Below are 25,692 nucleotides of genomic sequence, written 5' to 3' on the forward strand. Positions count from 1 at the left end.
TCACGCGGGAACTACAGAACGTAGTTGTCCCGTCCCTGCACGGTACCCCGCTTCGCACCCGGAAGGAAAACGCAGTGAGGCTTACCTACGCGCTGCGCGGGCCCCGGGCGGGCGCCGGAGACGGCCCCCGCCGGTGTTAACGGCCGTTCACGCGCCGAGATCGGCCCGCAGCCGCGCCGCGTCGACCTCCCAGTAGCTGTGCTGCTCCCCGTCGAGCAGCACCACCGGCAGCATGTCGCCGTACTCCCCGCGCAGCTCCGTGTTCCCGGGGGCGTCCACGTCGACCTGCTCGTATCCGGCGTCGCCGCCGGCCGCGCGCACCTCTTCGAGCAGCGCGGTCAGATCGTCGTGGGCGCGGGCGCACATCGCGCACCCGGCGCGCGTGAGCAGGGTGATCGTCGCCATGTGTCGAGTGTCCCACCCGGCGCCGCACGTGCGCCGCTAAGGTTGGGGGAGATCACGTGTGAGTGGGAGGTGGCTCGTGTCCGACCAGGTCAGCGCCGAGGTTCGTCGGCAGAACGAGGCGGGCGAGGCGAGCGCGGACGCCGCGTACTCGGCGCTCATCGAGAAGGAGGGGCCCCGCGAGGACGGCGTCGTGCCGCCCGACCTCACCGCGGCGGCGTTCTTCGACGTGGACAACACGATGGTGCAGGGCGCCTCGATCGTGCACTTCGCCCGCGGCCTGGCCGCGCGGAACTACTTCAGCTACTCGGACATGGCGTCGGCCATGTGGGCGCAGGCCAAGTTCCGTCTCACCGGCAAGGAGAACTCCGAGGACGTGGCCGCGGGCCGCGAGAAGGCGCTGTCGTTCATCGCCGGCCGCTCCACCGAAGAACTCAAGTCGCTCGGCGAGGAGATCTACGACGAGGTGATCGCCGACAAGATCTGGCCCGGCACCCGCGCGCTGGCGCAGATGCACCTCGACGCGGGCCAGCAGGTGTGGCTGGTGACCGCCACCCCCGTCGAGCTGGCGCAGACGATCGCCGACCGGCTGGGCCTCACCGGGGCCCTCGGGACCGTCGCCGAATCGGAGGACGGGGTGTTCACCGGCAAGCTCGTCGGCGACATCCTGCACGGTCTCGGCAAGGCGCACGCCGTGCGCTCGCTCGCGATCCGCGAGGGCCTGAACCTCAAGCGCTGCACCGCCTACAGCGATTCGCACAACGACGTGCCGATGCTGTCGCTGTGCGGCACGGCCGTCGCGATCAACCCCGATTCCGACCTGCGCGACGTGGCGCGGGTGCGGGGCTGGGAGATCCGCGACTACCGCACGGGCCGCAAGGCCGCCCGCATCGGTGTCCCCACCGCCGTGGGCGTGGGCGTGGCCGTGGGCGGCGCCGCCGCCCTGATCAAGCACTTCAGCGACGAGTAGCCGCCGCGCCGCCTAGAAGTCCTGGAAGATGTTCTTGCGGCGCGCGAGGATGCGGTACAGCGACTGTTGGATGGTCTCGCGGACGTTGTCCGTGAGCTCAAAGACCACCATCGGATCGTCGGAGTCCGCGGGCGCGTACTGCTCCGTGGAGATCGGCTCGCCGAACTCGATGTGCCACTTGGACGGCAACGGGATCATGCCGAGCGGCCCGAGCCACGGGAAGAACGGCGTGATCGGCGCGTACGGCAGGCCGAGGAGCCGCGCGATGGGCTTCACGTCCGCCAGCATCGGGTAGGTCTCCTCCGCGCCCACGATGGACACGGGGATGATCGGCACCTGCGCGCGGATCGCGGCGGTCACGAAGCCGCCGCGGCCGAACCGCTGCAGCTTGTACCGGTCCCGGTACAGCTTGCCGATGCCCTTGAAGCCCTCGGGCCACACGGCCACCAGCTCGTCGCGCTTGAGCAGCGCTTCCGCGTCGGCGTTGCAGGCGACGGTGGCGCCGATCTTGCGCGCCACCTCGCCGATGAACGGGTACTCGAACGCGAGATCCGCTGCGAGCAGCCGCATGTGCCGCTGATCGGGGTGGTTGTCGTGCACCGCGACGGCCGTCATGAGGCCGTCCAGCGGGATCACGCCGGAGTGGTTGGCCACCAGGAGCGCGCCGCCCTCGCGGGGTAGGTTCTCGGCGCCGGACGTGTCCACCCGGAACCACTTGTCGTAGACGGGCCGCAGCGCCGGGAGGAACAGCGAGTCCGTGAGGTGCGGGTCGAACCCGAACGGGTCGATGTCGTAATCGCCGCTGAGCCGCTCGCGCACGAACGCGGCACCGTCGACCACGGACTCCGCGGCGCGCTCACGCCAGCCGAGGCCGGGCTCGGCCGGGGGCTCCGGGGTGAAGTCGGTGTTGAGCGGGTGGACCGTCGCGGCACGGGACCGCGCGGCCCCCTGGTTCGACGGTGCGCCGGTCAGCGACGAGGGGTGCCTCTGCTGCGCGCGCTCCCGCCCTGCGGAGCGCGCGGTGTCGATGGACACCGGAAGCTGCAGCACCTTCGCGTGCTGCGAGCCCGAAGCGTTGGTCATCTCTCTACCGTCCAGCCGTGCCGTAGTCGGGGGTGGTCCCGGCGAACCGCCGAGCGAGGGCCGCGACCCGCTGCTCGACCGCCGTGATCGACTCCACACCGATTGTAGGTTCTGTCGGCCCGTGGCGTGCGACGTCGACCATCGCCTCCCGCGTGCTGAAACGGGGACTGAACCCGAGATCGCCCCGCATGCGGGTGGTGTCGAACGCGTTCCCGTGGCTCAGGTAGTCGAGCTGCACCTTGTCGCTGCGGCTGCCGGCCCGGCCGCGGATCGCGGCGGCCGCGGGCCCGAACGTCGCCCGCACGACGGGCAGCGGGATGCGTCCGGTGAGGCGGATCGCCTGCGACATCGAGATGGCTCCGTCGCCCGCGATGTTGTACGTGCCCGGCCGGCCCGCGACCACGGCGTGCTCCAGGGCGCCGAGGGCGTCGTCCTGGTGCAACAGCTGCAGGCGCGCGTCGCGGCCGATGATCGACGGCACCACGGGGCGGTCGAACAGGGAGAGCATGAGGGTCTCGATGTTGGGCCCGACGATCGGCGCCAGGCGCAGCACCGTGAGGTCGATGTCGGTGCGGCGGCGGGCCATGCTGCGGGCGTAGGCCTCCGCGTCGAGCAGGTCCCGCGGGTGCCCGCTGGCGGCTACGCCGCCCACCAGGTCCTCGGTGAGCAGGGCCGCGTTGCGCGAGCGCGAGCCGTACACCTGGGTCGAGGAGCGCATGATGACCCGCTTGACCGTCTCGGACTTCTGGCAGGCGGCGAACACCCGCATGGAGCCGAAGACGATCGCGTCCTTCGTGGACGTCGACGGGAAGTGGTTGTCCGTGACCGAGGTGGCCGCGTGGACCACGGTGTCCACCTCGTTGGTGGCCATGATCTTGCCGAAGATGTGGCTGCGGTAGTCGACGCGGATGAACTCGGCGGGCTCCATCCGGCGATGCATCGCCTTGGTGGGGGGCACCGCGTCCACGCCGATCACGCGCTCGATGTCCGGGCGCTGCGCCAGCCGGCGCACGAGGTAGCCGCCGACGAAAGTGGACGCGCCCGTCACCATGACGACGCGCGGCGCACTGACGACCGACTCACTCATTACTGAAGGGTAACCGGAAAACACGAGAACCCGCCCGGATGCGGGCGGGTTCTGGTGAAACTGTGACGCGAAGGCCTACTTGCCGAGTTTCCTACGCTGCACACGGGTGCGGCGGAGCAGCTTGCGGTGCTTCTTCTTCGACATGCGCTTGCGGCGCTTCTTGATCACTGAACCCATGGGTTCCTCGCGTTCTTCAGTCGTGTTGCTCGGTACGGGGCGCGCGGCGGCCGAGTGTTGCGACACGATCGTCGCCACCCGCGTCCACGCAGCGGCTTTCTACCTTACCAACCGCGACGGCCCAGGCGAAATCCGCCCGGGCCGCGCACCTCGATCGGAGCGTTTCTAGCCCGCGTCGAAGAACGAGGTCTGAAGGTAGTCGTGCACGGCCTTCTCGTGCACCCGGAACGAGCGGCCGACGCGCACGGCAGGCAGCTCGCCGTTGTGCACCAGGCGGTAGACCGTCATCTTCGACACCCGCATCAGGGTGGCCACCTCGGCCACCGTCAGGAACGAGGAACCGGCTGCAGCGGGCTGGGCCGCGGCACCGATCTCGGCGGGCTTGCTGTTCTTGTTTGCAGACGCCATGTAATCCCTAACCTCCGGCACATGTCGCGCCGCCGGCTTCCCCTCCGGCGGACCTGACACGCACGTGCTTCGAGCAGCTTAGCGGTACCAATGGGAATAATGCGACGGGAGTGAGCTAACCGAACCTTCTAGGAAAGCTTCCCCAGCTCCGCCGAACGCTCCGCACATGCCCGGGTCGCGTCGTAAAACGCAGGTCGGAGGCCATTTTTCTCCAGTGTACGGATCGCTGCGGCCGTCGTGCCGCCGGGCGAAGTCACGGCCGCCCGAAGCTCCGTGGGCGACGTAGAAGTCTCAACCATTAGTGCACCTGCACCCGCGATCGTGTGCGTCGCGAGGGTCGAGGCCTGGTCCCGAGTGAGCCCCAGATCCACGCCCGCGTCGATCATCGCCTCGGCGACGAGGAACACGTAGGCCGGCCCGGAACCGGACAATGCGGTCAGCGCGTCCAGCTTCGCCTCGGGCACCACGAGCGCCTGCCCCACCGCCTCCATGACGCCGCGCACCAGCGCCACATCGGCCTCCGCGGCGTCCCGCCCGGCGGAGATCCCGCTCATCGACCGGCCGACGAGCATGGCCGTGTTCGGCATGACCCGCACGACGGGCGTCCCGTCGGGCAGCGCGGCCTCGTACGTCGTCGTGGGGACGCCCGCGGCCACCGACGCGACCACGGCGCCGGGCCGCAGCGCGGAGGCGATCTCCGGCAGGATCGCGCCCACCACGTCGGGTTTGACGGCGATGACGACGAGGTCGGCACCGTCGACCGCCTCCCCGACGGTGGTGACGACCCGGGCGCCGTAGCGATCCGCGAGCTCGCCGCCCCGGCCCTCGTGCGGTTCGGCGACGGTGAGGCTCGCCGGCTCGCGGCCCGCCGCGACGAGGCCGCCGAGCAGCGCCTCGCCGATCCGTCCGCCGCCGATCAGGGCGATGTTCTCGCTCATCTCACTCCTCTTCGTGTCAGGGGTTCTGCGCCGGGACCATGGCCAGCTGGCGCGATGTGGCGACGACGTGCCCGGCCTCGTCGACCAGTTGGTGGTCCTCCTCGAACCACCGCTCCCCGACGATGGGCGCCGCCGCGCGGAAGCGCAACCATCCGGGCGCGGGCTCGCGGCGGACCGTCGCGGTGAGGGTCAGCGTCGGCGCCCAGCCGACCTTGCCGAGATTCGCCACCACGGGCAGCGAGATGTCGGTGGCCAGCAGCGCGAACAGCGGGGTGGTGGGCTCCTGCCGCAGGCGGACCCAGCCGCGGGTCTCGGCGGGCCCGGTCTCGCCGGTCAGGACGGGCAGGGTCGACGCGTCGTAGTGCACCTCGGCGACCCGGCCCACCTTGAAGATCTTCGCCGCCGGGTGTTCGGGATCCCAGGCGAGGGCGTCCGCCGGCGGCTGCGGCGGCAGGTCGTGCAGGGGGCCCGGTTCGGCGAGCAGCTCGTCCGTGTCGCGCCGGGCGAGGGTGACGGTCGCCTGCACGTACACGCGGTCGCCCTGCACGGCCTCGACGTTCACCACGGAGGTGGTGCGACCGCTCTTGCGCACGTCGGTCCGCAGTTCGACGGTGCCCGGGTCCGGTGCGCCCAGGTACTCGGCCGAGATCACGACGGGCTCCATCGCGGGTTCGCCGCCGCCGGCCAGGTGGGCGGCGCGCGCCGCGGACGCGGTGACGGCGAGGAGGGCGCCGCCGTGCACCTTGCGCCCCACGGACCAGGTGGGGTCGATGTCGGCGGTGAAGCCGCCGGGTGCCGGGGTGACCGCGGTCAGCTCCGCGAACGTTGCCATGTGCTCTCTCCTCCACGCCACAGGGTCCGGGCCTGCGGCGACCCGGACGTCGTCAGGCGGCCGGTTCGGCCCGCAGGTTGTCCCGCGCGAACTCGAGCGCCTCGCTGAGCATCGCACGACGCTCCTCGGGGGTTCTCGCCGAGCCCGTCGCGATCTCCAGGACCACCTGCCCGTCGAAGCCCGACGTGGCCAGGCGCCGGCACACCTCGGCGCACGGCTGGGTGCCGTGGCCGGGCACGAGGTGCTCGTCGACGGCCGCGCCGAGCCCGTCGGTGAGGTGCAGGTGGGTCAGCCCGGCCCCCATCCGGTCCATCAGGTCGAGCGCGTCCATCCCGGCGGTCGCGGTGTGCGAGAGGTCCAGGGTGTAGTGCGCGAAGCCCACGTCGGTGGGGTCGATCGACGGGGAGAACGCGGAGACCGCCGTGCCGGGGCTGCCGCGTCGCTTGAGCCGTTCCACGGCCTCGCCGCGGCGCCCGAAGAACGCGTCGAACCGCAGCGGGAACATGTTCTCCACCGCGATGAACACGTCGCTGGTGTCCTCGAGCTCGTTGACCAGGTCCACGAAGTGCTCGGCGTAGCGGCGCTGCCAGCGGAACGGCGGGTGCACGACGACGGTGCGCGCGCCCAGGTCCTCGGCGGCGGTCACGGCGCGGCCCAGCTTGGCCATGGGGTCGCTGCCCCACACGCGCTGGCTGATCAGCAGGCAGGGGGCGTGCACGGACAGCACCGGCACGTCGTAGCGCATGGAGAGCCCGGCGACGTTCGCCACGTCCTGGCTGGCGGATTCGTGCCAGACCATGAGTTCCACACCGTCGTAGCCGGTTTCGGCGGCGTAGCGGAACGCGTCCTCGAGCTTCTCGGGGTAGACCGAGGCCGTCGACAGCCCGATCTCGATCCCTTTCACTCCTTCGAAGGTACCCGCCGTCAGCTCTGCGCGAGACTCATGACCAGCGGGCCGAAGGTGATCACCAGGCCCACCAGGAGGGCCAGGCCCAGGGTCAGGTAGTCGGTGGTCTTCCGCAGGTAGTGCGTGAAGGTCACGATGCCGATGATCACGACGAACGCCAGCACCACGGTGAGCGCGATCGTCAGGGTCCCGCCGCCCCAGTTCCACAGCTTGAAGAAGCCGTAGAACAGGCCGGCGCCCGCGGCGATCCCGAGGATCACCTCGCCGGCGAGCAGCAGCCAGCTCTTGCCGCCGCCCTTCTCCGCGGCCTCGGTCTTCGCGGGCTCGGCGTCCTGCGCGTCGTCGCCGGCGAGGAAGGCGGGGGCCTGCTCGGCGGTGCCGCCGTCGCGGGCGTCGTCGATCTGCTGGGCGCTCAGCGCCGCGGTGTCGGGGGCCGCCGGCACGTCGCCCACGGGCTTGACGTCGACGGTGTCCTCGGCGGGCGGCTCGGCGAAGCGGGCCTGCCGCTCGCGGACCTGCGCCGTGTTGAAGTCGGCGGTGGCCATGCCGGGGGCGGCGCCGGCCGCATTGACGTCGTCCCACTGGGACCACGCGTAGTTGGCCTCGACGTGCTTCTCGTTCGTGTGGTGCTCGGCGTCCGCCTCGGGGGCGGCCGCCTGCGCTGCGCCGTACGCGTCCTGCGCGGCCGCCTGCGGGGCCTGGGCGGTCTCGTCGACGACCTCCGCCTCGACGACCTCGGCCTGACCGGTCTCGTCGTCCGAGCGGGCGGTCTGGACCGCGGCGGCGAGGAAGGAGGACGTGGTCGGCGCGTCGTCCTCGTCCTCCTCGGCGGGTTGCTCCGCCGATGCCTGCTCGGCCGGCGCCTGCTCGGTGGCGGGCTGCTCGGAGACGGGCTGCGCCTGGGCCTGCGGGGCCTGCTCCTCGTACGCCTCCTGGGGCGCCGCCGGCTGCTGCGCGGTGGGCTGCTGCTGCGCGGCCTGCGCCTGCTCGGCGGGGGCCTGCTGGGCCTCCTGGGGCGCGGCCTGCGACTGCTGGTCCGCCGGCTGCTCCTCGTCGCGGACGACGGGGATCTCGCCGGTCAGTTCGGCGACGGTGACCGAGTTCTCGCCGCCGCGATGCCGGCGACGACGACCGCCCTGCGCGGGCTTGTCGCCCCCGCCACCCCGGGCGAGCAGCTCAGCTACGGAGATGCGCTCGTCACTCAATTGAAGTCACCGTCCTGAAGATGTCGGGCCCCTTGTGGGGCCTTTCCGCGCGCGTCGCGTGCATTCGCACCGGCACCCGCGTCTTTAGTGGTCTGCGGCAGATTCTACGTCTTCACCGTGGCGCCTCTGTCATGCGGCGCGCGGCGGTCTGCCATTCTACCTAGCGTATTTACTGGCCTTTAGTGGAATTTTCCGGGGTGAATCCTGCCTGGGTGTCCAAATAACGCAGGATCACGCCCTCCCGCAGCGCCCACGGACAGATGTCCAGGGTCTCGGCCCCGGTGGCCCGCATCGCGGCCTCGGCGACGAGCGCGCCGGCCACGATCTGGCCGGCCCGGTCGGCGCTGACGCCCTCGAGATCCTTGCGGTCGGCCACCGTCATCCTGCTGATGAACGCGATGAGCTGACGCAGCCCGGAGGCGGTCAGGGTGCGCTTGACGCGCGGCCCGGCGGACGACGGTGCCGCGCCCGTCAGGCGGGCGAGGGTGCGCATCGTCTTCGACGTCCCGGCGAACATGTCCGGCGCGCCCGCGGACTCGAGGCGCGCGGCGGCGGGCGCGATCTCGGCGTCCAGCCAGTCGCGCAACATGCTGACGCGGCGGCGGCCGGGCGGATCGTCGGGCAGCCACTCGCGGGTGATGCGGCCCGCGCCGAGGGGAAGCGAGAGGGCGACGTCCGGTTCCTCGTCGACACCGTTGCTCATCTCCAGGGAGCCGCCGCCGATGTCGATGTTGAGCACGCGGCCCACGCTCCAGCCGTACCAGCGGCGCACCGCGAGGGCGGTGAGGCGCGATTCGTCGACGCCGGAGAGGATCTCCACGTCCACGCCGGTGGCGTCCTTGACGTGGGCCAGCACCGTGTCGGTGTTGCTGGCGTCGCGGACCGCGGAGGTGGCGAACGCCATGACCTCGGAGCAGCCGGAACTGTGGGCGATCGTGGTGAATTCGCGGACGGCTTCGACCAGCGAGTCCTCGCCGGCCTGGCTGAGCCGGCCGCTCGGTTCGATCTTCTCCGCCAGCCGCAGCGTGGCCTTGGTCGAACTCATGGGGGTGGGATGCGCGCCCCAGTGAGCGTCCACCACGAGGAGGTGCACCGTATTGGACCCGATGTCGAGGACTCCCAATCTCACGGTGCCAATCTAGACCCGACTACCGTGGGCACGGTGACCGACCTTCCGATGCCCGGTGTGGGCCGCCCCGTCCCGGAAGTCCCGCTGGACTTCCCGCGGGAGTGGCTGGAGTTCACCGATCCGGCGGATCCGAGCCATCTGATCTCCGCGGACCTCACGTGGCTGCTCTCGCACTGGACGTGCGTGTTCGGGACGCCCGCGTGCCACGGCATCGAGCCTGGGCGCGAGACTGACGGCTGTTGCAGCCACGGGGCGTTCCTCTCCGATAAGGACGACCGCAAGCGCCTGAAGAAGGCGGTCGCGAAGCTCACGGACGCGGATTGGCAGTTCCGGCGGAAGGGAATGGGCAAGAAGGGCTACCTCGAGGAGGACGACCTCGAGGGCGAGCCCGCGATCCGCACCCGCCGGGTCGACGGTGCGTGCATCTTCCACAACCGGCCGGGCTTCGAGGGCGGCGAGGGCTGCGCCCTGCACGCCATGGCGTTGCGCACGGGCGTCGAGCCGCTCACCGTCAAACCCGATGTGTGCTGGCAGCTTCCGATCCGGCGCACCCAGGAGTGGGTGGACCGGCCGGACGGCGAGCAGATCCTCAAGACGGTGATCGCGGAGTACGACCGGCGCGGCTGGGGCCCGGGCGGGCTGGACCTGGAGTGGTACTGCACCGGTTCTCCCGAGGCGCACGTCGGTGCGCAGCAGGTGTGGCAGAGCTATGCGCCGGAGCTCACGGAGCTGATCGGCGCGGAGGCCTACGCGTTCCTGGCCCGCGAGTGCGAGGCGCGCCGCGACACCCTGGTCGCGGTGCACCCCGCGACGGTCGCGGCGGCCCGGACGCAGGGCGAGCGGCACGCCTACGACATGAAGTACGTGGAGCTCTAGGCGCTTTCGGTGAGGCCGTCCAGGCCGTGCAGGTCCTTCGCCGTGGGGCTGGTCTCGACGGCGGCCGGATCCGGGTAGGTGCGCAGCACCCGGTCGGACGTCCCCGCGGTGGTGACCGAGAACCAGTAGTGCTCGTTCTTGAAGTGGTGCAGTCGGTGGCTGCGCCACACCGCCCTGTAGGCGCGGGTGCGCGGCTTGTAGTCGGTGTGCACGAGGTAGTGCGTCCACTCGTAGCCGAGCAGCGCCGCCGCTTCGACCAGCATGAACGTGAGGACGGCGGGCAGCGGCGCGCCCACCAGTGCGCCCACGCCGAGCGGCGCGGCCACGCCCAGCCCGGCGATCACCCACGGCAGCGCTCGGGTGGGGATGAACACCAGGTCCACGTCGCGGGGTGCAGCGTGGTGCCGGCGGTGGTCGCGGGCGAGCAGGGTGTCCAGGGTGACGGGCCCGACGGTGCGCGGCCGCCAGTGCAGCACGAACACGTGGATCACCCACTCCAGGAACGGGAACAGCGCGACGAACACCAGCGGCGCCCACAGGTCGACCGGCCCTCCCCCGCCGACGGCGACGCGCGCGACGAGCGCGCCGGCGAGGTAGGCGAGGATCATCCATGGCGAGGGGTGCCGCAGGAATTCGCGGGCCGCGGCGCCCAGAGTGACTCCGCGGCCGGAGGTTCGACGGGTCGTGGTGGTCACGGCTGCTCCATCCGGTCGAGGAATCCGGCGAGGACCTCGGTGGCACCGCCGAGCACGAGTGCGGCCGCGTCGTGCGCCGCGTCCGCGTCCCCGTCGAGCACCGCCGCGGTGAGCGCCCGGTAGCGCTCGGCGGGTTCGGCGGCGGCCACCGCATCGGCGACCACGCCGAGCATCGGCTCGTACACACGCCGCATCCCGTTGAAGATCAACGTCATCGCGATCGAGTCCGACCCACGCACGAGGTGCTCCCAGTAGCCCAGCGCGGCGGATTGCTGGGCGTGACCGCTGTCGGCCGCCTCGATCTCGGCGAGCGCGGCGGTGAGCGGTTCGGCGAGCGCGCCCGCGGAGCGGGCGGCGGCCTTCTCGGCGATCCAGGGACCGAGGTGGGCGCGCACCTCGAGCACGCTGCGTACGACGGGCGGGTTGACCACGGCACCGTCGGGCGCGTCGATCAGCAGGTGCGGCAACAGGTCCAGGCCGCCGGTGCGCGTGACGTCGTTGACGGTGATCCCGTCGCCCTGGCGCACGTCGACGTGGCCCGAGGCGGCGAGCCGCGCGACGGCCTCCCGCACGACGGGCCGCGACACCCCGAGCACCTCGGCGAGCCTGCGCTCGCTGGGCAGCTTGGACCCGGCCGGCGCCGCGCCCGACACGAGCTGCCCGAGCAGCTGATCGTGCACCTCGTCCGCGGCGGACCGTCGGGCGATCGCACTGAGTTCCATGCGCCCACCCTACGCCGAATTGGCCAGAGGACAAGTGGCCTTACCAATCACGGGAGCACGCCGCGCCGGCCGGCTCCCGACTTAACAGTGTTAGCCCATACGCCGACCTGGCATTTCGTCTGCGTCGAGTGCTACCTACTGTTCGGTGGCTCGGCTTCGCCGACAGCGGCGTGAACGCTACGGCTCGAGCTTGTAGCCGAGGCCGCGGACGGTGACGAGGTGCTTCGGGTTCGCGGGATCGGACTCGATCTTGCTGCGCAGGCGCTTGACGTGCACGTCCAGGGTCTTGGTGTCGCCCACGTAGTCGGCGCCCCACACCCGGTCGATGAGCTGCCCGCGGGTGAGCACGCGGCCGCTGTTGCGCAGCAGGTACTCGAGCAGGTCGAACTCCTTGAGCGGCAGGGTCACCGACTCGCCCTCGACGGTCACGACGTGCCGCTCGACGTCCATCCGCACGGGGCCGCCCTCGAGGACGCCGTCGTCGAGGCCGTCCGCGGCGGCGGTGTCGGCGCCGCGGCGGAGCACGGCGCGGATGCGGGCGATCAGCTCGCGTGCTGAGTAGGGCTTGGTGACGTAGTCGTCCGCGCCGAGCTCCAGGCCGACGACCTTGTCGATCTCGCTGTCACGCGCGGTCACCATGATGACCGGCACGGAGGAACGGGCCCGCAGTTGCTTGCAGACGTCGGTGCCGCTCATGCCGGGGAGCATGAGGTCGAGCAGGACGATGTCGGCGCCGGCCGAGTCGAAGTGCCGGAGCGCCTCGGCACCGTCCGTCACGACAGTGGTCTCGAACCCCTCCTTGCGGAGCAGGAACGCCAAGGGGTCGGCCAGCGACTCCTCGTCCTCGACAATCAGTACGTGTGTCACCGCAGTACTTCCTCGCTGTGGTCTTCCAGCTCCGGCTCCGCCGGGCCGGGGTGCGACAGCGCCGGGAGTACCAGCGTGAACGTCGATCCCATGCCCGGTTTGCTCCAGAGCTTAATGGCGCCGCCGTGGTTCGCAGCGACGTGCTTGACGATGGCCAGGCCGAGGCCCGTGCCACCGGTCATCCGTGACCGCGCCTTGTCGACGCGGAAGAAGCGCTCGAACACGCGCTCCTGGTCCTCGGGGGCGATGCCGATACCGAGGTCGGTCACCGCGATCTCCACCGACGGTGCGCCGTCGACGATCCTGGCCCGCCGGCTGATGGACACCTGGGTGTTCTGCGGCGAGTAGGCGATCGCGTTGGAGATGAGGTTGGAGAGCGCGGTGAGCAGCAGGGTGTCGTCGCCGCGGATCTCCATGCCGGAGGGCTCGTCGACGATGAGGGAGATGTTGTTGGCCTCGGCCGCGATCTGCGCGCGGGCCACGGCCTCGCCGACCACGTCGTCGACCTCGACCCGCCCGAGGTCGGGCAGCTTCTCGGCGCCCTGCAGGCGCGAGAGCGCGATCAGTTCGTTGACCATGTTGCCCATGCGATTGGACTCGGCGAGCACCCGGGAGCCGAAGTGGGCCACGGCCTCCGGGTCGTCGACGGATTCGAGTAGCGCCTCGGAGAGCAAGCCGATCGCGCCGACGGGGGTCTTGAGCTCGTGCGAGACGTTGGCCACGAAATCGCGCCGGGTGGCCTCCATGCGCTTGTTCTCGGTGTCGTCGTCGGCGTAGACCACGGCGTACCGCTCGTCGTCCTCGAGTCCGTCGATGCGGTCCACGCGGCACCGGACGGCCACGGTCGCGCGGTCGGTGCGCCGCGTGACGGTGAGGTCGACGGTGCCGGTCAGTCCGGTGGCCAGGACGCGCTCGGCGGTGGACCACACGCGGTCGTCGAGCAGCTGCTCGCGCACGAGGGAGAACTCCTCGGCACGCTGGTTGTGCAGGATGACGTCGCGGAAGCGGTCGACGACGACGAGCCCGGTGGGCGATTCGCGGAACACCGCGTTCTGCAGTCCGGCGACGGTCAGTCGCGTGGGGTCCGTCACGACGGGCTCGGCGGCGCGGCGGTCCCGCACGCGGTGCACGAGCCACCCGAGGAGGGCGCCTACTAGTGCGGATACCGCGCAGAGGGCCAAAGTCACGCGGTCAGTGTACCCGGGTTCGCTGCCTTCGCGATCCGTGCGAACTACCGGTGAACTGCGGGTTACCGGTCGGCGGCGACCTCGACAACGGCGCCGTACTCGGGGTGCTTGGTCACGTAGTCCGCGACGTAGGAGCACACCGCGCGGGCGCTCTTCCCGGAGTCCCGGATGTCGTCGAGCGCCGCCTTGGTGAGCACCGCCGCGTAGCCGTTGCCGCCGTATTCGGCGTCGACCACGGTGTGGGTGAGCAGGCGGACGTCCACCTCGTCCAGGTAGTCGAGGTAGCCCGCCTGCACTCCGTCGACGGTGAGCACGTAGCGCTCCTCCTGCGGGGAGTGGGTCACAGTCACGTCAGCCATGGACTAACGCTAGCGCGTACACAGCCCTGGTTGCTGAGTAAAACCTTAAGGGGCGGTATCGATCTCGGCACCGCCCCGCGAAGGCGCGTCCGCCGCTACTTGCCGCCCTGGTTGGCGACGGCGGCGGCGCCCGCGGCCGCGGCCTCGGGGTCCAGGTAGGTGCCGCCCGGGTTGGCGACGGTGCCGTCCTCGTTGAACGAGTACGTCAGCGGGATGCCGGTGGGGATGTTGAGGCCGGCGATATCGGCGTCGGAGATGGCGTCGAGGTGTTTGACCAGCGCGCGCAGCGAGTTGCCGTGCGCGGCCACGAGCACCGTCCGCCCCTCGGCCACCTGCGGCTCGATCACGGCCTGGTAGTAGGGGATGAAGCGCTTGACCACGTCGAGCAGGCACTCGGTGAGCGGAACGGCGGGAAGGTTCGCGTACCGCGGGTCGCCGGTCTGGCTGTACTCGTTGTCGGCATCGATGGCGGGCGGCGGGGTGTCGTAGCTGCGGCGCCACAGCATGAACTGCTCGTCGCCGAACTGCTCCTTGGTCTGCGCCTTGTTCAGGCCCTGGAGCCTGCCGTAGTGGCGCTCGTTGAGGCGCCAGTCCCGCACCACGGGGATCCAGTGCCGGTCCGCGGCGTCGAGGGCGATGTTGGCGGTCGTGATCGCGCGGCGCAGGAGCGAGGTGTAGACGACGTCGGGCAGCAGGCCCTTCTCCTTGAGCAGCTCGCCGCCGCGTTCGGCCTCGCCCCTCCCCTTCTCCGTGAGCGCGACGTCGACCCAGCCGGTGAACTGGTTGGACGCGTTCCACTCACTCTCGCCGTGACGAAGCAGGATCAGGGTGCCGTAGGTCATGCCCGGAAGCTTATCGCGCGCCGGACGGGCCCGACGAGGTCCGCGACGCTCTCCTCGCGCGTCGGCGGAGGGCCCAGGGAGCGCGCGCCGTACAGCCGGTCGAACAGGAGCCCCTCGAGGAGGCTGACCAGGTCGGCCGCCGCCGGGCCGGGTTCGACGGTGCCGAGGGCCGCGAACAGGTCGGTCGCCAGGGGGCGTGAGAAGAGGCACGTCGCGAGGGAGTCGGCGAGTCCGGCGCCGGCGGCATCGGTCACGAGCGCGTACCGGGCGAGGGCGTCCCGGCGCCGGTCCGTGAGCAGCAGGTGGAGTTGTTCCGCGATGACGTCGGCCGCGGCGTCCGGATCGGCGGGAGCGTCCGGGGACGCCTCCTCGAGCGCGGCGCGGGAGCGGCCGGCGAGATGCTCGATAGCGGCCCTGAGCAGGCCGGAACGGGTACGGAAGTAGTACGAGGCCGAGCCCTTGGGGAGTCCCAGCGCGCGGTCGACGGCGCCGTGCGTCACCGCCCGGTTGCCGCCGGCGGCCGCGAGATCCAGCACGGCCTCACAGATCGCGACCCTGCGCTCCTGCACGCCGGTCACCTCCTCGGTTTCACGCGGAACCGGGAAACCCGGCAGTTCCTCTACAATCATAGAGCACTCTACTTTCATAGAGGATCTGGAGGACATCATGACCGAACCCGTCCGCACCGTCGACGACACCGCACGCTGGGTCGCGCATCATCGCGCGGTGGAGTCGGCCCGGCCCGACGCCCTGTTCCGCGACCCGCTCGCGGCGCGCCTCGCCGGGGCGACGGGGCGCGCGATCGCCGAGTGCGCCGAGCCCGCGTCCGCCGGTGGCGACGCCTGGTACCTCGTCACCCGGACCGTGCTGCTCGACGACGCCGTGCGGCGCGCGGTAGCGGAGGGATGCACCCGGGTCGTGAATCTCGGTGCGGGACTGGACACCCGGCCGTACCGGATGGATCTTCCGGTCGGCCTCGACTGGGTGGAGGTGGACCTGCCCGGCATCGTCGCCGAGAAGGAGGCACTCCTCGCCGGCGAGACGCCGCGGTGCCGGATCCGTCGAATCCCCCTGGACCTCACCGATTCCGGCGCACTCGCCGCGCTTCTGGCGGAGCACTCCGGCCGTACCCTCGTCCTCAGTGAGGGGCTGATCATGTACCTCTCCCCCGCGGAGGCCGACGCGCTCGCCGCCGTCCTGCGCGAGGCGGGCGTCGACCGCTGGGCGCTCGATCTCAGCGCCGCGGGCGTGGGAGCGCTGGTGGCGGAACGGAATCGGGGCGTCCTCCGGCGTGCGCCGTGGCGCTTCCTCCCCGCCGACGGTGCCGCGCACTTCGAGGACCGCGGCTGGGCCGCGACGCGGATCGATCCCGTGTTCCCCGCCGCGGTGCGTCTCGGCCGGCTCGACACCCCGGAGGCGCACCGTCTGGCCGCGGGGCCGCAGCCCGATCCCCGCGCCCCCGGCGACGTGCCGTGGTCGGCGGTGGTGACCTACGCGCCCCGGCCCGCGGGCGCTAGTGCGACGCCTTCCAGCGCAGCAGCGCCTCGATGACGCGGTAGTCGAACGACGGGGCGGCGAGCTCGGCGGTGAACTCGGTGACCCCCTCGTTCACCATCGTGTCGGCGAACTTCAAGGCGCCGTCGGCGTCGAGGCCGCGCGGGATGGCGACGTTGTGCGCGATGGCGTTCGGGTCGCGGCCGATGTGCTCGCACGCCTGCGCGAGCACCTGCGACTTGTGCCGGTAGGTCTCGAGATCCACGAAGTAGTGCCACACCGACGCGTACTGCGCGACCAGCGGCAGCGTCTTCTTCTCGCCGCCACCGCCGATGAGGATCGGGATGTCGCGAGTGGGCTTCGGGTTGAGCTTCGCCCACCGCTCGGTGATCCGCGGCAGGGCGGCGGCCAGATCGTCGAGTCGCGAACCGGCGGTGCCGAATTCGTAGCCGTACTCGTCGTAGTCGCGCTGGAACCAGCCTGAGCCGATGCCCAGGATCAGGCGCCCGTTGGAGATGTGGTCCACGGTGCGCGCCATATCGGCGAGCAGGTCGGGGTTGCGGTAGCTGTTACAGGTGACGAGGGCGCCGATCTCCACCCGGGACGTCTGCTCGGCCCACGCGGCGAGCATCGTCCAGCATTCGAAGTGGGTGCCGTCGGGGTCGCCGCTGAGCGGGAAGAAGTGGTCCCAGTTGTAGACCACGTCCACGCCGAGGTCCTCGAGCTTGGCCACGGCGTACCGCAGCGACCCGTAGTCGACGAAATGCTGGGGCTGTAGCTGAACTCCGATGCGCATGGCACCGACGCTACTTCGTCCCGCCCGTCCCCGCCGTCCGATCGCCGAAGGACCGCGGGAGCACCGCCGCGGCGAGCAGGAACGCCGCGGCGATCGCGACGCCGACGGCCGCGACGATGCCGCCCCACCCGAGCGACGAGTAGGCGATCCCCGCCGCGGCGCCCACGACCGACGAGCCGGCGTAGTAGCAGAACAGGTAGCCCGAGGAGGCCTCCGCCCGGTGCTCGGTGGCGAGCGCTCCGACCCACCCGCTGGCCACGCTGTGCGCGCCGAAGAATCCCGCGGTGAACACGATCATCCCCAGCAGCACGGCCGCCGTCCGGTCCGGCAGCGTGATCGCGAGGCCGGCGGCCATCGCGGCGATGGAGACGAGAAGCACCCGTCGGCGTCCGAGCCGGTCCGCGAGCCGGCCCGCCGCACCGGAGGACCAGGTACCGGCGAGGTAGATGAGGAACACCAGCCCCACCACGCCCGAGGAGTAGCCGAAAGGCCGTTCCAGCAGCCGGAATCCGAGGTAGTTGTAGGCGCTGACGAAGCCGCCCATGAGGAGGAAGGCGAGCACGAACAGCACCGCGAGGGCGGGCCGGCGGACGTGGCCGGCCATGCCGCGCACCGTCGTCGAGACCGAGACCCGGGCCGGCGTGTGGAAGCGCGACCGGGGCAGGGTGCGGATCATGACCACCGTGAGCGCGGCGGCGGCGAGGGCGAACACCTCCATCGCCGCGCGCCACGGCAGCAGGTCGAGCCCGGCGGCGGTCACCACGCGGCCGAGCAGCCCGCCGATCGTCGTGCCCGCGACGTAGCGGCCCATCGCGCCGCCCAGGTCCCGCCCGTCGACCTCCTCCGCGAGGTACGCCATCGCGACCGCCGGCACGCCGGCGAGCGCGATGCCCTGGAGCGCGCGGAGCGCGAGCAGCACGCCCAGCGACGGCGCGAGTGGGATCACCAGCCCCAGGGCGACGGCGGCGATCGCGGACGCGGTCATCACCCGGGTGCGGCCGAACCGCTCGGACAGCGCGCTGACCGGGATGATGGCGAGCGCCAGTAGGCCGGTGGTCACGGACACCGCGAGCGCCGAGGTCGCGGGGGCCGACCCGAACACCCGGGTCAGCTCGGGGAGCACGGCCTGGGTCGAGTACATCGACCCGAAGGTGGTGAGCCCGGCGATGAACAGCGCGAGGGTGGTCCGACGGTACGCCGGGGTCCCGGCGCGCAGCGGTGCGATCTCGGCGGTGTCGACGGTGGCGGTCACATCACGACACGATGCCCCTCCGCGAACCATGTGTGAAATGCATGGTTCTCGGATTCTTGATAGAAATAACGCATGATCGCAGATGGTCGGGGCGGATCGAGCACGCACGACGATCTCGTGCGCTTCATCACGCTGGCCGAGACGGCGCACATGACCGACGCGGCGGCGGCGTTGCGGATCACGCAGCCGACGCTGTCACGCACCCTCGCCCGCCTGGAGTCGGGTCTCGGCGCCCCGTTGTTCGACCGGCGGCACGGACGGTTGGTGCTCAACGCGAGCGGCGAGATCTACCTCGACCACGCGCGGCGCGCGCTGGCCGAGCTGGAGGCGGCGCGGACCCAGATCGCCGACCTGCGGAACCCCTCCCAGGGCACGATCCGGCTGTCGTTCCTGCACTCGTTCGGTGTGGAGCTGGTGCCGCGGCTGGTCTCCGGGTTCCGCGAGCGGGAGCCGCGGGTGACCTTCGAGCTGTCGCAGTTCGCGGCGGGCACGGTCACCGAGCGGGTACTGGCCGACGAGGCCGATCTGGCGATCGTCTCACCGCGGCCCACGACGGGTGCGGTCGCCTTCGGGCTGCTCGCGGTACAGCGCCTGGCGCTCGCCGTTCCCACGGATCATCCCCTCGCGGAACGTGGTTCGGTGCACCTGTCCGAGGCTTCGGACGCTGATTTCATCACCATGCACCCGGAGTTCGGCATGCGCCGGATCCTCGAGGAGCGCTGCGCCGCGGCGGGTTTCCGGCCGCGCATCACGTTCGAATCCTCCGAATCGTTCACCGTCGCGGGGCTGGTGGCGGCGGGGCTCGGCGTGGCCCTGCTTCCCGTGGACCGGAATCCGCTGTGGCCACCGGGACTGGTACTCGTGCCGATGTCGGGACCTGCGCCCACGCGGGAGGTCGGATTGCTGTGGAGGCCGGATGTGGCGCCCTCACGGGCTGTCCGCTCGTTTCGCGATTACGCCCTGGCGCAGGCCGATCCGCCGCTCTCACCGTAACGCTCAGGCGCGCGAGGCCACCGCGAAGATCCGTCGGAACGGCAGTACCGTGCCGAACTCCCGCGGCGGGTACGCCTCGTCGAGCGCCGCCTTGTACCGCTCGACGAACCGCTCGCGCGGCGCACCGTCGAGCCTGGCGAGCACCGGCCGCGCACCGGTGCCGGAGATCCACTCGAAGACGGCGTCGGGCCCCTGGAGCACGTGCAGGTACGTGGTCTCCCAGACGTCCACGGTCCACCCCGGGCGGGTGAGGCGTTCGAGGTACTCGGCGGGGTCGCGCACGTCGATCGAGCGGTAACCGGTGACGCCGCACTCGGCGGCGGTCCGCCGCAGCAGGGCGTGCGACGGGGCGTCCTGGTTGCCCGGCACCTGGAACGCGAACGCGGCACCGGCCTGGTCGGCGACGCCGGGCAGCAGGTCGATGTGGCCGTCGATCCACTGGTACATCGCGTTGGAGAGGATCACGTCGGGGACGTCGCCGGTCGCCCGCCAGGACGCGGCGTCGCCGACCTCGAAGGTGGTGCGGGCGTCGGCGGCCTCGTGCTGCGCACGCTCGATCATCTCCTCGCTCGAGTCCACGCCGTGGATCGCGGCCCCGGGCCAGCGCGCGCGGAGGGGCGGGACGTCGTTGCCGGCGCCGCAGCCCAGGTCGACGACGGTGCGCGCATCGACGGGGATCCGGGCGAGCAGGTCCACGAGTGGCCTGGTCCGCTCGTCGCCGAAGCGGAGGTACTGCGCCGGATCCCAGCGATGCGAGGTCATAGAATCATCCAATCAATTTCGTTGTACCCTGCGAGGGTGAACAGCACGACCGACACCCCGCATGTCCTGAGCATCGACCACGTCGACCTGGTGCGCAACGGTCGCGCCCTCCTCGACGACGTCTCGCTCACGGTGCGCCGCGGCGAGCACTGGGTGCTGCTGGGCGCGAACGGCGCCGGCAAGTCGACGCTCCTCGGGCTGTGCGGCGCGCTCACCCACCCCACCCGCGGCACCGTCGAGGTGCTCGGCAAGCGCCTGGGCCGGGTGGACATGCGGGAGCTGCGCACCCACATCGGGCACGTCAATCCCCGCCACCGCCTGGACGTTCCGCTGACGGTGCGCGACGTGGTGCTCACGGGCCTGACCAACACGCCGGAGTTCCCGCCCCGCTGGGCGCCCACCGAGCAGCAGCGCGAGCGCGCCGACGAACTGGTGGCCGCGCTCGGCATGACGCGGCACGCGGACTCGGTGTGGCCCACCCTGTCCCAGGGCGAGCGCGGACGCGCGCTGATCGCGCGCGCCCTCATGGGCGAACCGTCGCTCCTGTTGCTCGACGAGCCGGCGACGGGTCTCGACCTCGCGGCCCGCGAGATCCTGCTCTCCGCGGTCGACGGGGCGCGTCTCGCCCACCCCGAGTTGTCGTCGATCCTGGTGACCCACCACCTCGAGGAGATCCCCACCTCCACCACCCACGCGGTGCTCATCCGCGACGGGCGGCTCACCGCCGCGGGTCCGGTGCAGGAGGTACTGACCACGGAGCGGATCAGCGCCGCGTTCGATCACCCCATCACCATCACGCGGGGCAACGGGCGGTGGACCGCGCAGTCCTCGTGACATCCTTCTACGCCGCCTGATCCGGTGCGGTGGAGCGGTACCGGTGCCCGCTCGGCGTCCGGGTCTCCACGGTGTGCCGCCCCGTCGGGTCGTCGACCACGGCGCTGCGCCACCCGTGCGCCTCCTTGGCGTAATTGCATGCGGCGCACAGCCCCTGCCCGTTGCCCAGGCCGGTGGCGCCGCCCGCGGCATGCGGGAGAACGTGGTCGATGTGGGCGATCGGTGCGTCGCAGTACGGGGTGCGACAGTACTGGTCCCGCGCGGCGATCACCTCGGCCAGCGCGTCGGGGAAGAATCGGGCCCGCGAGTCCATGGCGACCACCGCACCCGATTCCTGAACCACGAAGAGCCGTTTCACCCACGCCGTTCCGGCGGCCGTGGCCTTACCGACGAGCTTCCGCGCGATCTCCGCGGGTATCGCGCCGCCGCCCCGCAGGTGGGCGACGCCGGGCTCTCCCCCGAGGAGGACGGCCGCCGGCATCGTCAGGTTCACCGCGACCGGCTGCCCGGCCGCGGCCTCGCGACCGGTGAGCAGGGCGAAGGCGGAGTCGGCCATGATCTGGCCACGATTGCGCAGTTCGGCACCGACTCCCACCACCGCGTCCGCCTGCTTCTTCAAGGTCGCGAACACGCCGACAGCCTGAGCGACCGGCAGGAGCAGGGACACCCTGGCCATCGCGTCCGGCAACGGGCGGATCGTGACGGTGCGATCCTTCTCCGCGTTCGCGATCCGGTCGACGGTCGCCTGTTTGTCCAGCGCGTAGGCGACCTTCTGCACGGCGTCCTTGATCTTCTGCGGCCCGAACCCCGCGAGTGTGGCCGCATCGGCGCACAACTTCTCATCCGCGGCCGTCCGGAGCGCGGGTTCGAGGTGCGAGAGCCCGCAGACGATCAGCGGCACCGCCTCGGGGCTCAACTCCCCGGATCGCAACCGCTCCAGCGCACACGGCATGTTCTGCTCCAGCTCCCGTGCTCGCGACAGCAGCGCCGCCGCTCTGTTCGGCGACATCCGGAGCGCGAGGCCGATCTCGGCGGCGACGCCCAGCTGCCACCGCGCCTGCGGCTGCCCCGCCGCCACCCGCTCCATCACGCGTCGGCGCAGCAACTCCACCGCCAGGCGGTACTGCTCGAACGCGATCCGGCAGCGCTCCACTTCCATCGAACGGAGGCGATCGATCACGTCGCAGTGCGCATCGCCGACGACGTTCGATTCCTCTTCTGCTTCAAGGACCTCTGTCATGTCCCGAGTCTACGATCACCCACCGACACATTTTCGAGAATGCGATCTCACTAGAACATTCGGGCGATCCCGCGCCTCCGCTCCGCCCGCACTCGGGAGACGGCCTGAACTTGTCGGTAGGTCGGTGTTGACTTGTCGGCACCAGCCCAGCCCGATGAGTCAGGAGACCCCTCATGCCCTTCATGGCCCCCGCCGCCGACAACGAACGCGCCGGCCTGCGCGGCTTCCTCGTCCAGCAGCTCGACGGCGTGCGCCACACGTCGTTCGGACTCACGGAGGAGCAGATCCGCCTCTCCCCCGCGCGCAGCGCGCTCAGCGTGGGCGGCCTGCTCAAGCACGTGACGCTCACCGTCAACGGCTGGGCGTCGCGGGCCGAGGCGGCGCCCGAGGTCCCGGATTTCGACCCGGAGGTCGACGGGGCCGTGGAGTGCATGGACTTCATCGTGACCGACGACGAATCGCTCGCGTCCCTGCTGACCGAGTTCGACGAGGCGTCGGCGCGGATCCTCGCGGTCGCCGAGACGAAGGACCTGGAGGCCGTGGCGCCCGTGCCGAACGCGCCGTGGTTCCCCAAGGACCTCGACGGCTGGTCCGTGCGATGGATCCTGCTGCACGTGATCGAGGAGGTGGCCCGGCACGCCGGCCACGCCGACATCATCCGTGAGCAGGTGGACGGGGCCACGATGTACGAGCTCATCGCCGCCGCCGAGAACACGGGTGACCTGGGATTCGTGCAGCCGTGGACGCCTCCGGAGCAGTAGCCGCCACCGCGGCGGGGTAACGGATCGCAAAGGGTGCCCGAAGGACCTGGTGGAACATCCATCGCACTCCGAGAGGACCGTGATCGCATGCACCAGCGCTTCCGCCGAGTCGCCGTGACCGCCGCCGCGGTGGCGGGCCTGGCCCTCACAGCGGTACCCGGCACTGCCACCGCCGCCGGGCCCGTCCAGCTCAACGGGTGGGTGACGAAGTTCGGGCTCGCCGACCCCTTCCCCAATCCGTCCGCCACCTACAAGGGATTCGTCGGCGCCGCGGGCGATCTCACCGTGGAGGCGGACTGCGTGAAGAACGCGCTCATTCCGTCGATGCCGTGCCAGCCGAACGCCGGCGGCCCCGCCACCACGATGCGGTGGCACAACGTCACCACCGGAGCCAGGGGCACGGCGTCGTTCGAGCTGGGCCGCGCCCGCGCGAACCCCGGCAAGGGCACGGTGAACATCCGGGTGACCGGCGGCTTCGGCGTCGTGGGCATGTCCTCGGGCGGCTACACCGCCTGACGCTCGGCGGGGACGGGGAACCTCTCCGGCGGACGCGGTGTTGACTTCGAGTGCGCTCGAAGGCATAGCGTTGCGCACGTGGTCGAACGCACCGAGGAAATCACCGCCCTGATCGGCTCCCGCGGGCCCTTGCCGGACATCGACGAACTGCTGTCCGGCCCGGCGAAGGAGGGGCCGCTCACCGTCGCCGAGCTGTCCGAACTCGTCGGCGTCAGCGGGCACACCCTCCGTTACTACGAGCGGATCGGCCTGGTCACCGTCGACCGCGACGGTGCCGGGCACCGGAGGTACGGGCCGCGGGCGATCGCCCGGGTCATCTTCCTGACCCGGCTGCGCCTGTCCGGGATGCCGATCGCGGACATCACCGAGTACGTCTCGCTGATCGACGGCGGGGAGGCGACGGTGCCCGCGCGGCTCGCGCTGCTCACGGCGCACCGTGCGCGCACCGCGGCGCACATCGAGGAGCTCAAGTACTCGCTCGCGGTGATCGACTACAAGATCGCCACGTACGGCGGCGAACTCGGCGACTGCACACCGACATCCGACTCGACGAAGGACTGACATGCTCCCCTCCCGCTCCCTCGGCGACCTCCGCGTCTCCGCCCTCGGCCTCGGCTGCATGGGCATGAGCCACGCCTACGGCGCCGCCGATCCCGAAGAATCCCTCGCCACCCTGCACGCGGCGGCCGACGCCGGCGTCACCCTCTTCGACACCGCCGACATGTACGGCAACGGCGCCAACGAGGAGTTCCTCGCGCCGTTCCTCGCCGAACGGCGCGCAGACGTGGTGCTGGCCACCAAGTTCGGCTTCGTCAACGACGAGAACGCGCGTCCCGTCGGTATCGACGGGCGTCCCGAACGGGTCGCGGAGTGCGTGGACGCCTCGCTGCGTCGGCTCGGCGTGGACGTGATCGACCTCTACTACCTGCACCGCGTGGACCCGCAGGTGCCGGTGGCGGAGTCCGTCGGGGCGATGGCGGAGCAGGTGCGCGCCGGGAAGGTCCGGGCGCTCGGCCTGTCCGAGGCGTCGGCGGAGGACATCCGGGCGGCGGCCGCGGTGCATCCGATCGCGGCGCTGCAGTCGGAGTACTCGATCTTCACCCGCGACGTGGAGGAGGGTCCGCTGCAGGCGGCCCGCGAGGTGGGCGCCTCGCTCGTGCCGTTCAGCCCGCTCGGCCGCGGCCTGCTCACGGGAGACCGGGCCGCCACCGTCGCGGCGCTCAAGGACGACGACTTCCGGAATTCGATCCCCCGGTGGCAGGGCGAGAACCTGGACGCGAACCTGCGCCTGGTGGATCGGATCGACGCCATCGCCGCCGAACTCTCGTCCGGCGGTTCGACGGTGACCGCCGCCCAGGTCGCGCTCGCCTGGGTACTGGCGCAGGGCGACGACGTGGTGCCCATCCCCGGCACCACCCGTCGCAAGCACCTCGGAGACAATCTCGGCGCCGCGGATGTCGCGCTCAGCGAGGCACAGCTCGCGGAACTCACCGCACTCTCGGCCGTCGGCAGCAGGCTGCCCGAGCGCACACTCAAGCAACGGTGACCGATCGATCCGGCCGCCGTCAGCGCAGGGCACCGTGCAGTGCGGTGAGCTTCAGCACTACCCACAAGGGCTATTGCAGCACCGCCGACCGTCCTGCCTTTGAAACAGACGGACGGTAGTCCGGGCCGAGGTGATCGCGCCCGACCGCAAACTGCCATACGCGCGGTCCGCCGAGCGGTGTCGCCAATGACCTGTCCGCTCCCATGCGCTACTGCATACACGGAACAACGCAGCCTAGGAGAACATCCCACCGACGAACTCCACCACCCACTCCGCGACCTTCTTGCGCGCGCGACGCAGACGCCCCGGACGCTTCCTACTCAACCGACCGGCCCGCCGCAGTCATGTTGTCCACGATGGTCTTCGCCCCGACCAGTGAGAGTGCGCGCCGTTCGCGACGTAGCTCACGCATCACCAGGATGGGCTTGTCAGTCACGTCCAGACCACGATCCTCAACGAATCCATGCGCCCATGCGGTCGCCTCACGCAGCGCCTCCGACTCGCTGCCTCCGAAAACCGAGGCCAGGTTCTGCCGGCCGCTCTCCGAGCGTTTACCGACGGTGACGAGCAGCGGCAGCAGAGCGGCGAAGATCCATTCCATAACTGCACGGTATCCCCGTATACCTCCACGCGCAGTTCGTGGTGCGACCTTCTTGCCTCCTGAATAGTTCAGGTTCTACGGTCGCCATGTGGGCCTCGGTATCGCACCAGACGTTCAGCACGTGATCGCCGGCCTTCACGGTGATCGTGTTCAGTCCCTACGTCGGGAGCATCGGGTGGCGCCGGGCGATTCCCCGGACGGCGTAATTGAC

At 71.0% G+C, this 25,692-nt stretch carries 31 protein-coding genes; 9 read left to right on the forward strand and 22 right to left on the reverse strand.

The window, feature by feature from the left end:
- Nucleotides 1-147: 147 nt before the first annotated feature.
- Nucleotides 148-405, reverse strand: a complete 258-nt coding sequence (locus BN39_RS03435; RefSeq protein WP_019200957.1) for a glutaredoxin family protein — start codon at nucleotides 403-405, stop codon at nucleotides 148-150.
- A gap of 58 nt (nucleotides 406-463) precedes the next feature.
- Between BN39_RS03435 and BN39_RS03440 the strand changes: the two genes are divergently transcribed.
- A complete protein-coding gene (locus tag BN39_RS03440) occupies nucleotides 464-1,372 on the forward strand; it encodes an HAD family phosphatase (RefSeq protein ID WP_040765797.1) in 909 nt (302 codons plus the stop codon).
- Nucleotides 1,373-1,384: 12 nt separating this feature from the next.
- Here BN39_RS03440 and BN39_RS03445 read toward each other — a convergent pair whose 3' ends face one another.
- The 9 genes from BN39_RS03445 to BN39_RS03480 form a co-directional block, all read right to left on the reverse strand.
- Entirely contained in the window at nucleotides 1,385-2,455 is a 1,071-nt protein-coding gene (locus tag BN39_RS03445) for a lysophospholipid acyltransferase family protein (protein ID WP_019200959.1), read from the reverse strand.
- A gap of 4 nt (nucleotides 2,456-2,459) precedes the next feature.
- Nucleotides 2,460-3,542, reverse strand: a complete 1,083-nt coding sequence (locus BN39_RS03450) for an NAD-dependent epimerase/dehydratase family protein (RefSeq protein ID WP_081585905.1) — start codon at nucleotides 3,540-3,542, stop codon at nucleotides 2,460-2,462.
- A 75-nt stretch (nucleotides 3,543-3,617) separates the two neighbouring features.
- Nucleotides 3,618-3,719: a 30S ribosomal protein bS22 gene (locus tag BN39_RS22630; RefSeq protein WP_003402602.1), complete on the reverse strand. Its 102-nt coding sequence runs from the start codon at nucleotides 3,717-3,719 to the stop codon at nucleotides 3,618-3,620.
- A gap of 165 nt (nucleotides 3,720-3,884) precedes the next feature.
- Entirely contained in the window at nucleotides 3,885-4,127 is a 243-nt protein-coding gene (locus tag BN39_RS03455; RefSeq protein ID WP_019200961.1) for a helix-turn-helix domain-containing protein, read from the reverse strand.
- Between the two features lie 128 nt (nucleotides 4,128-4,255).
- The gene (proC, locus tag BN39_RS03460) at nucleotides 4,256-5,065 is read right to left on the reverse strand and encodes a pyrroline-5-carboxylate reductase (RefSeq protein ID WP_019200962.1); all 810 of its coding nucleotides are present in this window, start codon (nucleotides 5,063-5,065) and stop codon (nucleotides 4,256-4,258) included.
- A 16-nt stretch (nucleotides 5,066-5,081) separates the two neighbouring features.
- Nucleotides 5,082-5,897, reverse strand: a complete 816-nt coding sequence (locus tag BN39_RS03465) for a thioesterase family protein (protein WP_019200963.1) — start codon at nucleotides 5,895-5,897, stop codon at nucleotides 5,082-5,084.
- Between the two features lie 52 nt (nucleotides 5,898-5,949).
- The gene (locus BN39_RS03470; protein ID WP_019200964.1) at nucleotides 5,950-6,801 is read right to left on the reverse strand and encodes a sugar phosphate isomerase/epimerase; all 852 of its coding nucleotides are present in this window, start codon (nucleotides 6,799-6,801) and stop codon (nucleotides 5,950-5,952) included.
- A gap of 20 nt (nucleotides 6,802-6,821) precedes the next feature.
- Nucleotides 6,822-8,009 (reverse strand): hypothetical protein, encoded by a 1,188-nt coding sequence (locus BN39_RS03475; RefSeq protein ID WP_019200965.1) that lies wholly within the window; start codon nucleotides 8,007-8,009, stop codon nucleotides 6,822-6,824.
- Between the two features lie 169 nt (nucleotides 8,010-8,178).
- The gene (locus BN39_RS03480) at nucleotides 8,179-9,138 is read right to left on the reverse strand and encodes a Ppx/GppA phosphatase family protein (protein ID WP_040765800.1); all 960 of its coding nucleotides are present in this window, start codon (nucleotides 9,136-9,138) and stop codon (nucleotides 8,179-8,181) included.
- A gap of 48 nt (nucleotides 9,139-9,186) precedes the next feature.
- Between BN39_RS03480 and BN39_RS03485 the strand changes: the two genes are divergently transcribed.
- The gene (locus tag BN39_RS03485) at nucleotides 9,187-10,014 is read left to right on the forward strand and encodes a hypothetical protein (RefSeq protein WP_040766496.1); all 828 of its coding nucleotides are present in this window, start codon (nucleotides 9,187-9,189) and stop codon (nucleotides 10,012-10,014) included.
- Here the strand turns inward: BN39_RS03485 and BN39_RS03490 are convergent.
- From BN39_RS03490 to BN39_RS03520, 7 genes are all read right to left on the reverse strand, one after another.
- The gene (locus BN39_RS03490; RefSeq protein WP_019200968.1) at nucleotides 10,011-10,709 is read right to left on the reverse strand and encodes a sterol desaturase family protein; all 699 of its coding nucleotides are present in this window, start codon (nucleotides 10,707-10,709) and stop codon (nucleotides 10,011-10,013) included. The genes BN39_RS03485 and BN39_RS03490 overlap by 4 nt on opposite strands.
- A complete protein-coding gene (locus BN39_RS03495) occupies nucleotides 10,706-11,431 on the reverse strand; it encodes a FadR/GntR family transcriptional regulator (protein ID WP_019200969.1) in 726 nt (241 codons plus the stop codon). The genes BN39_RS03490 and BN39_RS03495 overlap by 4 nt, the downstream gene beginning before the upstream one ends.
- Nucleotides 11,432-11,608: 177 nt before the next feature.
- Nucleotides 11,609-12,298: a response regulator transcription factor gene (locus BN39_RS03500; RefSeq protein ID WP_019200970.1), complete on the reverse strand. Its 690-nt coding sequence runs from the start codon at nucleotides 12,296-12,298 to the stop codon at nucleotides 11,609-11,611.
- Nucleotides 12,295-13,485, reverse strand: a complete 1,191-nt coding sequence (locus tag BN39_RS03505; protein ID WP_040765802.1) for a cell wall metabolism sensor histidine kinase WalK — start codon at nucleotides 13,483-13,485, stop codon at nucleotides 12,295-12,297. Before BN39_RS03505 ends, BN39_RS03500 begins: the two co-directional genes overlap by 4 nt.
- Nucleotides 13,486-13,547: 62 nt before the next feature.
- Nucleotides 13,548-13,844: a GNAT family N-acetyltransferase gene (locus BN39_RS03510; protein WP_040765803.1), complete on the reverse strand. Its 297-nt coding sequence runs from the start codon at nucleotides 13,842-13,844 to the stop codon at nucleotides 13,548-13,550.
- A gap of 95 nt (nucleotides 13,845-13,939) precedes the next feature.
- Entirely contained in the window at nucleotides 13,940-14,686 is a 747-nt protein-coding gene (locus tag BN39_RS03515) for a phosphoglyceromutase (RefSeq protein ID WP_019200973.1), read from the reverse strand.
- Nucleotides 14,683-15,315, reverse strand: coding sequence for a TetR/AcrR family transcriptional regulator (locus tag BN39_RS03520; RefSeq protein WP_192814833.1), 633 nt, complete (start codon nucleotides 15,313-15,315; stop codon nucleotides 14,683-14,685). The genes BN39_RS03515 and BN39_RS03520 overlap by 4 nt, the downstream gene beginning before the upstream one ends.
- Nucleotides 15,316-15,352: 37 nt before the next feature.
- Here BN39_RS03520 and BN39_RS03525 point away from each other — a divergent pair, with 37 nt between their 5' ends.
- Nucleotides 15,353-16,237 carry an SAM-dependent methyltransferase gene (locus BN39_RS03525; protein WP_019200975.1) on the forward strand — a complete coding sequence of 295 codons (885 nt, stop codon included), beginning with the start codon at nucleotides 15,353-15,355 and terminating at the stop codon, nucleotides 16,235-16,237.
- Here BN39_RS03525 and BN39_RS03530 read toward each other — a convergent pair.
- Nucleotides 16,200-16,976: an LLM class F420-dependent oxidoreductase gene (locus BN39_RS03530; RefSeq protein WP_019200976.1), complete on the reverse strand. Its 777-nt coding sequence runs from the start codon at nucleotides 16,974-16,976 to the stop codon at nucleotides 16,200-16,202. The two genes, BN39_RS03525 and BN39_RS03530, sit on opposite strands and share 38 nt — an antisense overlap.
- Before the next feature lie 10 nt (nucleotides 16,977-16,986).
- Complete coding sequence (locus BN39_RS03535; RefSeq protein WP_051158814.1) at nucleotides 16,987-18,258, reverse strand: MFS transporter; 1,272 nt, start codon at nucleotides 18,256-18,258, stop codon at nucleotides 16,987-16,989.
- A 42-nt stretch (nucleotides 18,259-18,300) separates the two neighbouring features.
- On the opposite strand from BN39_RS03535, the gene BN39_RS03540 reads away from it, so the two are divergent.
- On the forward strand, nucleotides 18,301-19,221 hold the full coding sequence (locus tag BN39_RS03540) for a LysR family transcriptional regulator (protein WP_019200978.1): 921 nt from the start codon (nucleotides 18,301-18,303) through the stop codon (nucleotides 19,219-19,221).
- 3 nt (nucleotides 19,222-19,224) lie between these two features.
- Here BN39_RS03540 and BN39_RS03545 read toward each other — a convergent pair whose 3' ends face one another.
- Nucleotides 19,225-19,983, reverse strand: coding sequence for a methyltransferase domain-containing protein (locus tag BN39_RS03545; protein WP_019200979.1), 759 nt, complete (start codon nucleotides 19,981-19,983; stop codon nucleotides 19,225-19,227).
- Between the two features lie 36 nt (nucleotides 19,984-20,019).
- Between BN39_RS03545 and BN39_RS03550 the strand changes: the two genes are divergently transcribed.
- Complete coding sequence (locus tag BN39_RS03550) at nucleotides 20,020-20,817, forward strand: ABC transporter ATP-binding protein (RefSeq protein ID WP_019200980.1); 798 nt, start codon at nucleotides 20,020-20,022, stop codon at nucleotides 20,815-20,817.
- A gap of 7 nt (nucleotides 20,818-20,824) precedes the next feature.
- Here the strand turns inward: BN39_RS03550 and BN39_RS03555 are convergent, their stop codons facing one another.
- On the reverse strand, nucleotides 20,825-22,057 hold the full coding sequence (locus tag BN39_RS03555; protein WP_081585908.1) for an HNH endonuclease signature motif containing protein: 1,233 nt from the start codon (nucleotides 22,055-22,057) through the stop codon (nucleotides 20,825-20,827).
- Between the two features lie 173 nt (nucleotides 22,058-22,230).
- On the opposite strand from BN39_RS03555, the gene BN39_RS03560 reads away from it, so the two are divergent.
- From BN39_RS03560 to BN39_RS03575, 4 genes are all read left to right on the forward strand, one after another.
- Entirely contained in the window at nucleotides 22,231-22,818 is a 588-nt protein-coding gene (locus BN39_RS03560; protein WP_019200982.1) for a DinB family protein, read from the forward strand.
- An 87-nt stretch (nucleotides 22,819-22,905) separates the two neighbouring features.
- The gene (locus tag BN39_RS03565; RefSeq protein ID WP_019200983.1) at nucleotides 22,906-23,334 is read left to right on the forward strand and encodes a hypothetical protein; all 429 of its coding nucleotides are present in this window, start codon (nucleotides 22,906-22,908) and stop codon (nucleotides 23,332-23,334) included.
- A gap of 78 nt (nucleotides 23,335-23,412) precedes the next feature.
- A complete protein-coding gene (locus BN39_RS03570; RefSeq protein WP_019200984.1) occupies nucleotides 23,413-23,895 on the forward strand; it encodes a MerR family transcriptional regulator in 483 nt (160 codons plus the stop codon).
- 1 nt (nucleotide 23,896) lies between these two features.
- Nucleotides 23,897-24,880, forward strand: a complete 984-nt coding sequence (locus BN39_RS03575) for an aldo/keto reductase (RefSeq protein ID WP_019200985.1) — start codon at nucleotides 23,897-23,899, stop codon at nucleotides 24,878-24,880.
- A 316-nt stretch (nucleotides 24,881-25,196) separates the two neighbouring features.
- Here the strand turns inward: BN39_RS03575 and BN39_RS03580 are convergent, their stop codons facing one another.
- Nucleotides 25,197-25,481 (reverse strand): hypothetical protein, encoded by a 285-nt coding sequence (locus BN39_RS03580; RefSeq protein WP_019200986.1) that lies wholly within the window; start codon nucleotides 25,479-25,481, stop codon nucleotides 25,197-25,199.
- Nucleotides 25,482-25,692 lie beyond the last annotated feature (211 nt).

This window comes from Tsukamurella sp. 1534, from assembly GCF_000312385.1.
In the GTDB taxonomy this organism is placed as follows: Bacteria; Actinomycetota; Actinomycetes; order Mycobacteriales; family Mycobacteriaceae; genus Tsukamurella.

Excerpts from the sequence above, each read along its gene's own strand:
- BN39_RS03560 (WP_019200982.1), top strand. The coding sequence starts at position 22,231 with ATGCCCTTCATGGCCCCCGCCGCCGACAACGAACGCGCCGGCCTGCGC.
- BN39_RS03565 (WP_019200983.1), top strand. The coding sequence starts at position 22,906 with ATGCACCAGCGCTTCCGCCGAGTCGCCGTGACCGCCGCCGCGGTGGCG.
- BN39_RS03545 (WP_019200979.1), bottom strand. The coding sequence starts at position 19,983 with ATGACCTCGCATCGCTGGGATCCGGCGCAGTACCTCCGCTTCGGCGAC.
- BN39_RS03435 (WP_019200957.1), bottom strand. The coding sequence starts at position 405 with ATGGCGACGATCACCCTGCTCACGCGCGCCGGGTGCGCGATGTGCGCC.
- BN39_RS03575 (WP_019200985.1), top strand. The coding sequence starts at position 23,897 with ATGCTCCCCTCCCGCTCCCTCGGCGACCTCCGCGTCTCCGCCCTCGGC.
- BN39_RS03525 (WP_019200975.1), top strand. The coding sequence starts at position 15,353 with ATGACCGAACCCGTCCGCACCGTCGACGACACCGCACGCTGGGTCGCG.
- BN39_RS03485 (WP_040766496.1), top strand. The coding sequence starts at position 9,187 with ATGCCCGGTGTGGGCCGCCCCGTCCCGGAAGTCCCGCTGGACTTCCCG.
- BN39_RS22630 (WP_003402602.1), bottom strand. The coding sequence starts at position 3,719 with ATGGGTTCAGTGATCAAGAAGCGCCGCAAGCGCATGTCGAAGAAGAAG.
- BN39_RS03515 (WP_019200973.1), bottom strand. The coding sequence starts at position 14,686 with ATGACCTACGGCACCCTGATCCTGCTTCGTCACGGCGAGAGTGAGTGG.
- BN39_RS03535 (WP_051158814.1), bottom strand. The coding sequence starts at position 18,258 with ATGGTTCGCGGAGGGGCATCGTGTCGTGATGTGACCGCCACCGTCGAC.
- BN39_RS03580 (WP_019200986.1), bottom strand. The coding sequence starts at position 25,481 with ATGGAATGGATCTTCGCCGCTCTGCTGCCGCTGCTCGTCACCGTCGGT.
- BN39_RS03455 (WP_019200961.1), bottom strand. The coding sequence starts at position 4,127 with ATGGCGTCTGCAAACAAGAACAGCAAGCCCGCCGAGATCGGTGCCGCG.
- BN39_RS03520 (WP_192814833.1), bottom strand. The coding sequence starts at position 15,315 with ATGATTGTAGAGGAACTGCCGGGTTTCCCGGTTCCGCGTGAAACCGAG.
- BN39_RS03555 (WP_081585908.1), bottom strand. The coding sequence starts at position 22,057 with ATGACAGAGGTCCTTGAAGCAGAAGAGGAATCGAACGTCGTCGGCGAT.
- proC (WP_019200962.1), bottom strand. The coding sequence starts at position 5,065 with ATGAGCGAGAACATCGCCCTGATCGGCGGCGGACGGATCGGCGAGGCG.
- BN39_RS03465 (WP_019200963.1), bottom strand. The coding sequence starts at position 5,897 with ATGGCAACGTTCGCGGAGCTGACCGCGGTCACCCCGGCACCCGGCGGC.
- BN39_RS03540 (WP_019200978.1), top strand. The coding sequence starts at position 18,301 with ATGATCGCAGATGGTCGGGGCGGATCGAGCACGCACGACGATCTCGTG.
- BN39_RS03450 (WP_081585905.1), bottom strand. The coding sequence starts at position 3,542 with ATGAGTGAGTCGGTCGTCAGTGCGCCGCGCGTCGTCATGGTGACGGGC.
- BN39_RS03510 (WP_040765803.1), bottom strand. The coding sequence starts at position 13,844 with ATGGCTGACGTGACTGTGACCCACTCCCCGCAGGAGGAGCGCTACGTG.
- BN39_RS03495 (WP_019200969.1), bottom strand. The coding sequence starts at position 11,431 with ATGGAACTCAGTGCGATCGCCCGACGGTCCGCCGCGGACGAGGTGCAC.
- BN39_RS03445 (WP_019200959.1), bottom strand. The coding sequence starts at position 2,455 with ATGACCAACGCTTCGGGCTCGCAGCACGCGAAGGTGCTGCAGCTTCCG.
- BN39_RS03530 (WP_019200976.1), bottom strand. The coding sequence starts at position 16,976 with ATGCGCATCGGAGTTCAGCTACAGCCCCAGCATTTCGTCGACTACGGG.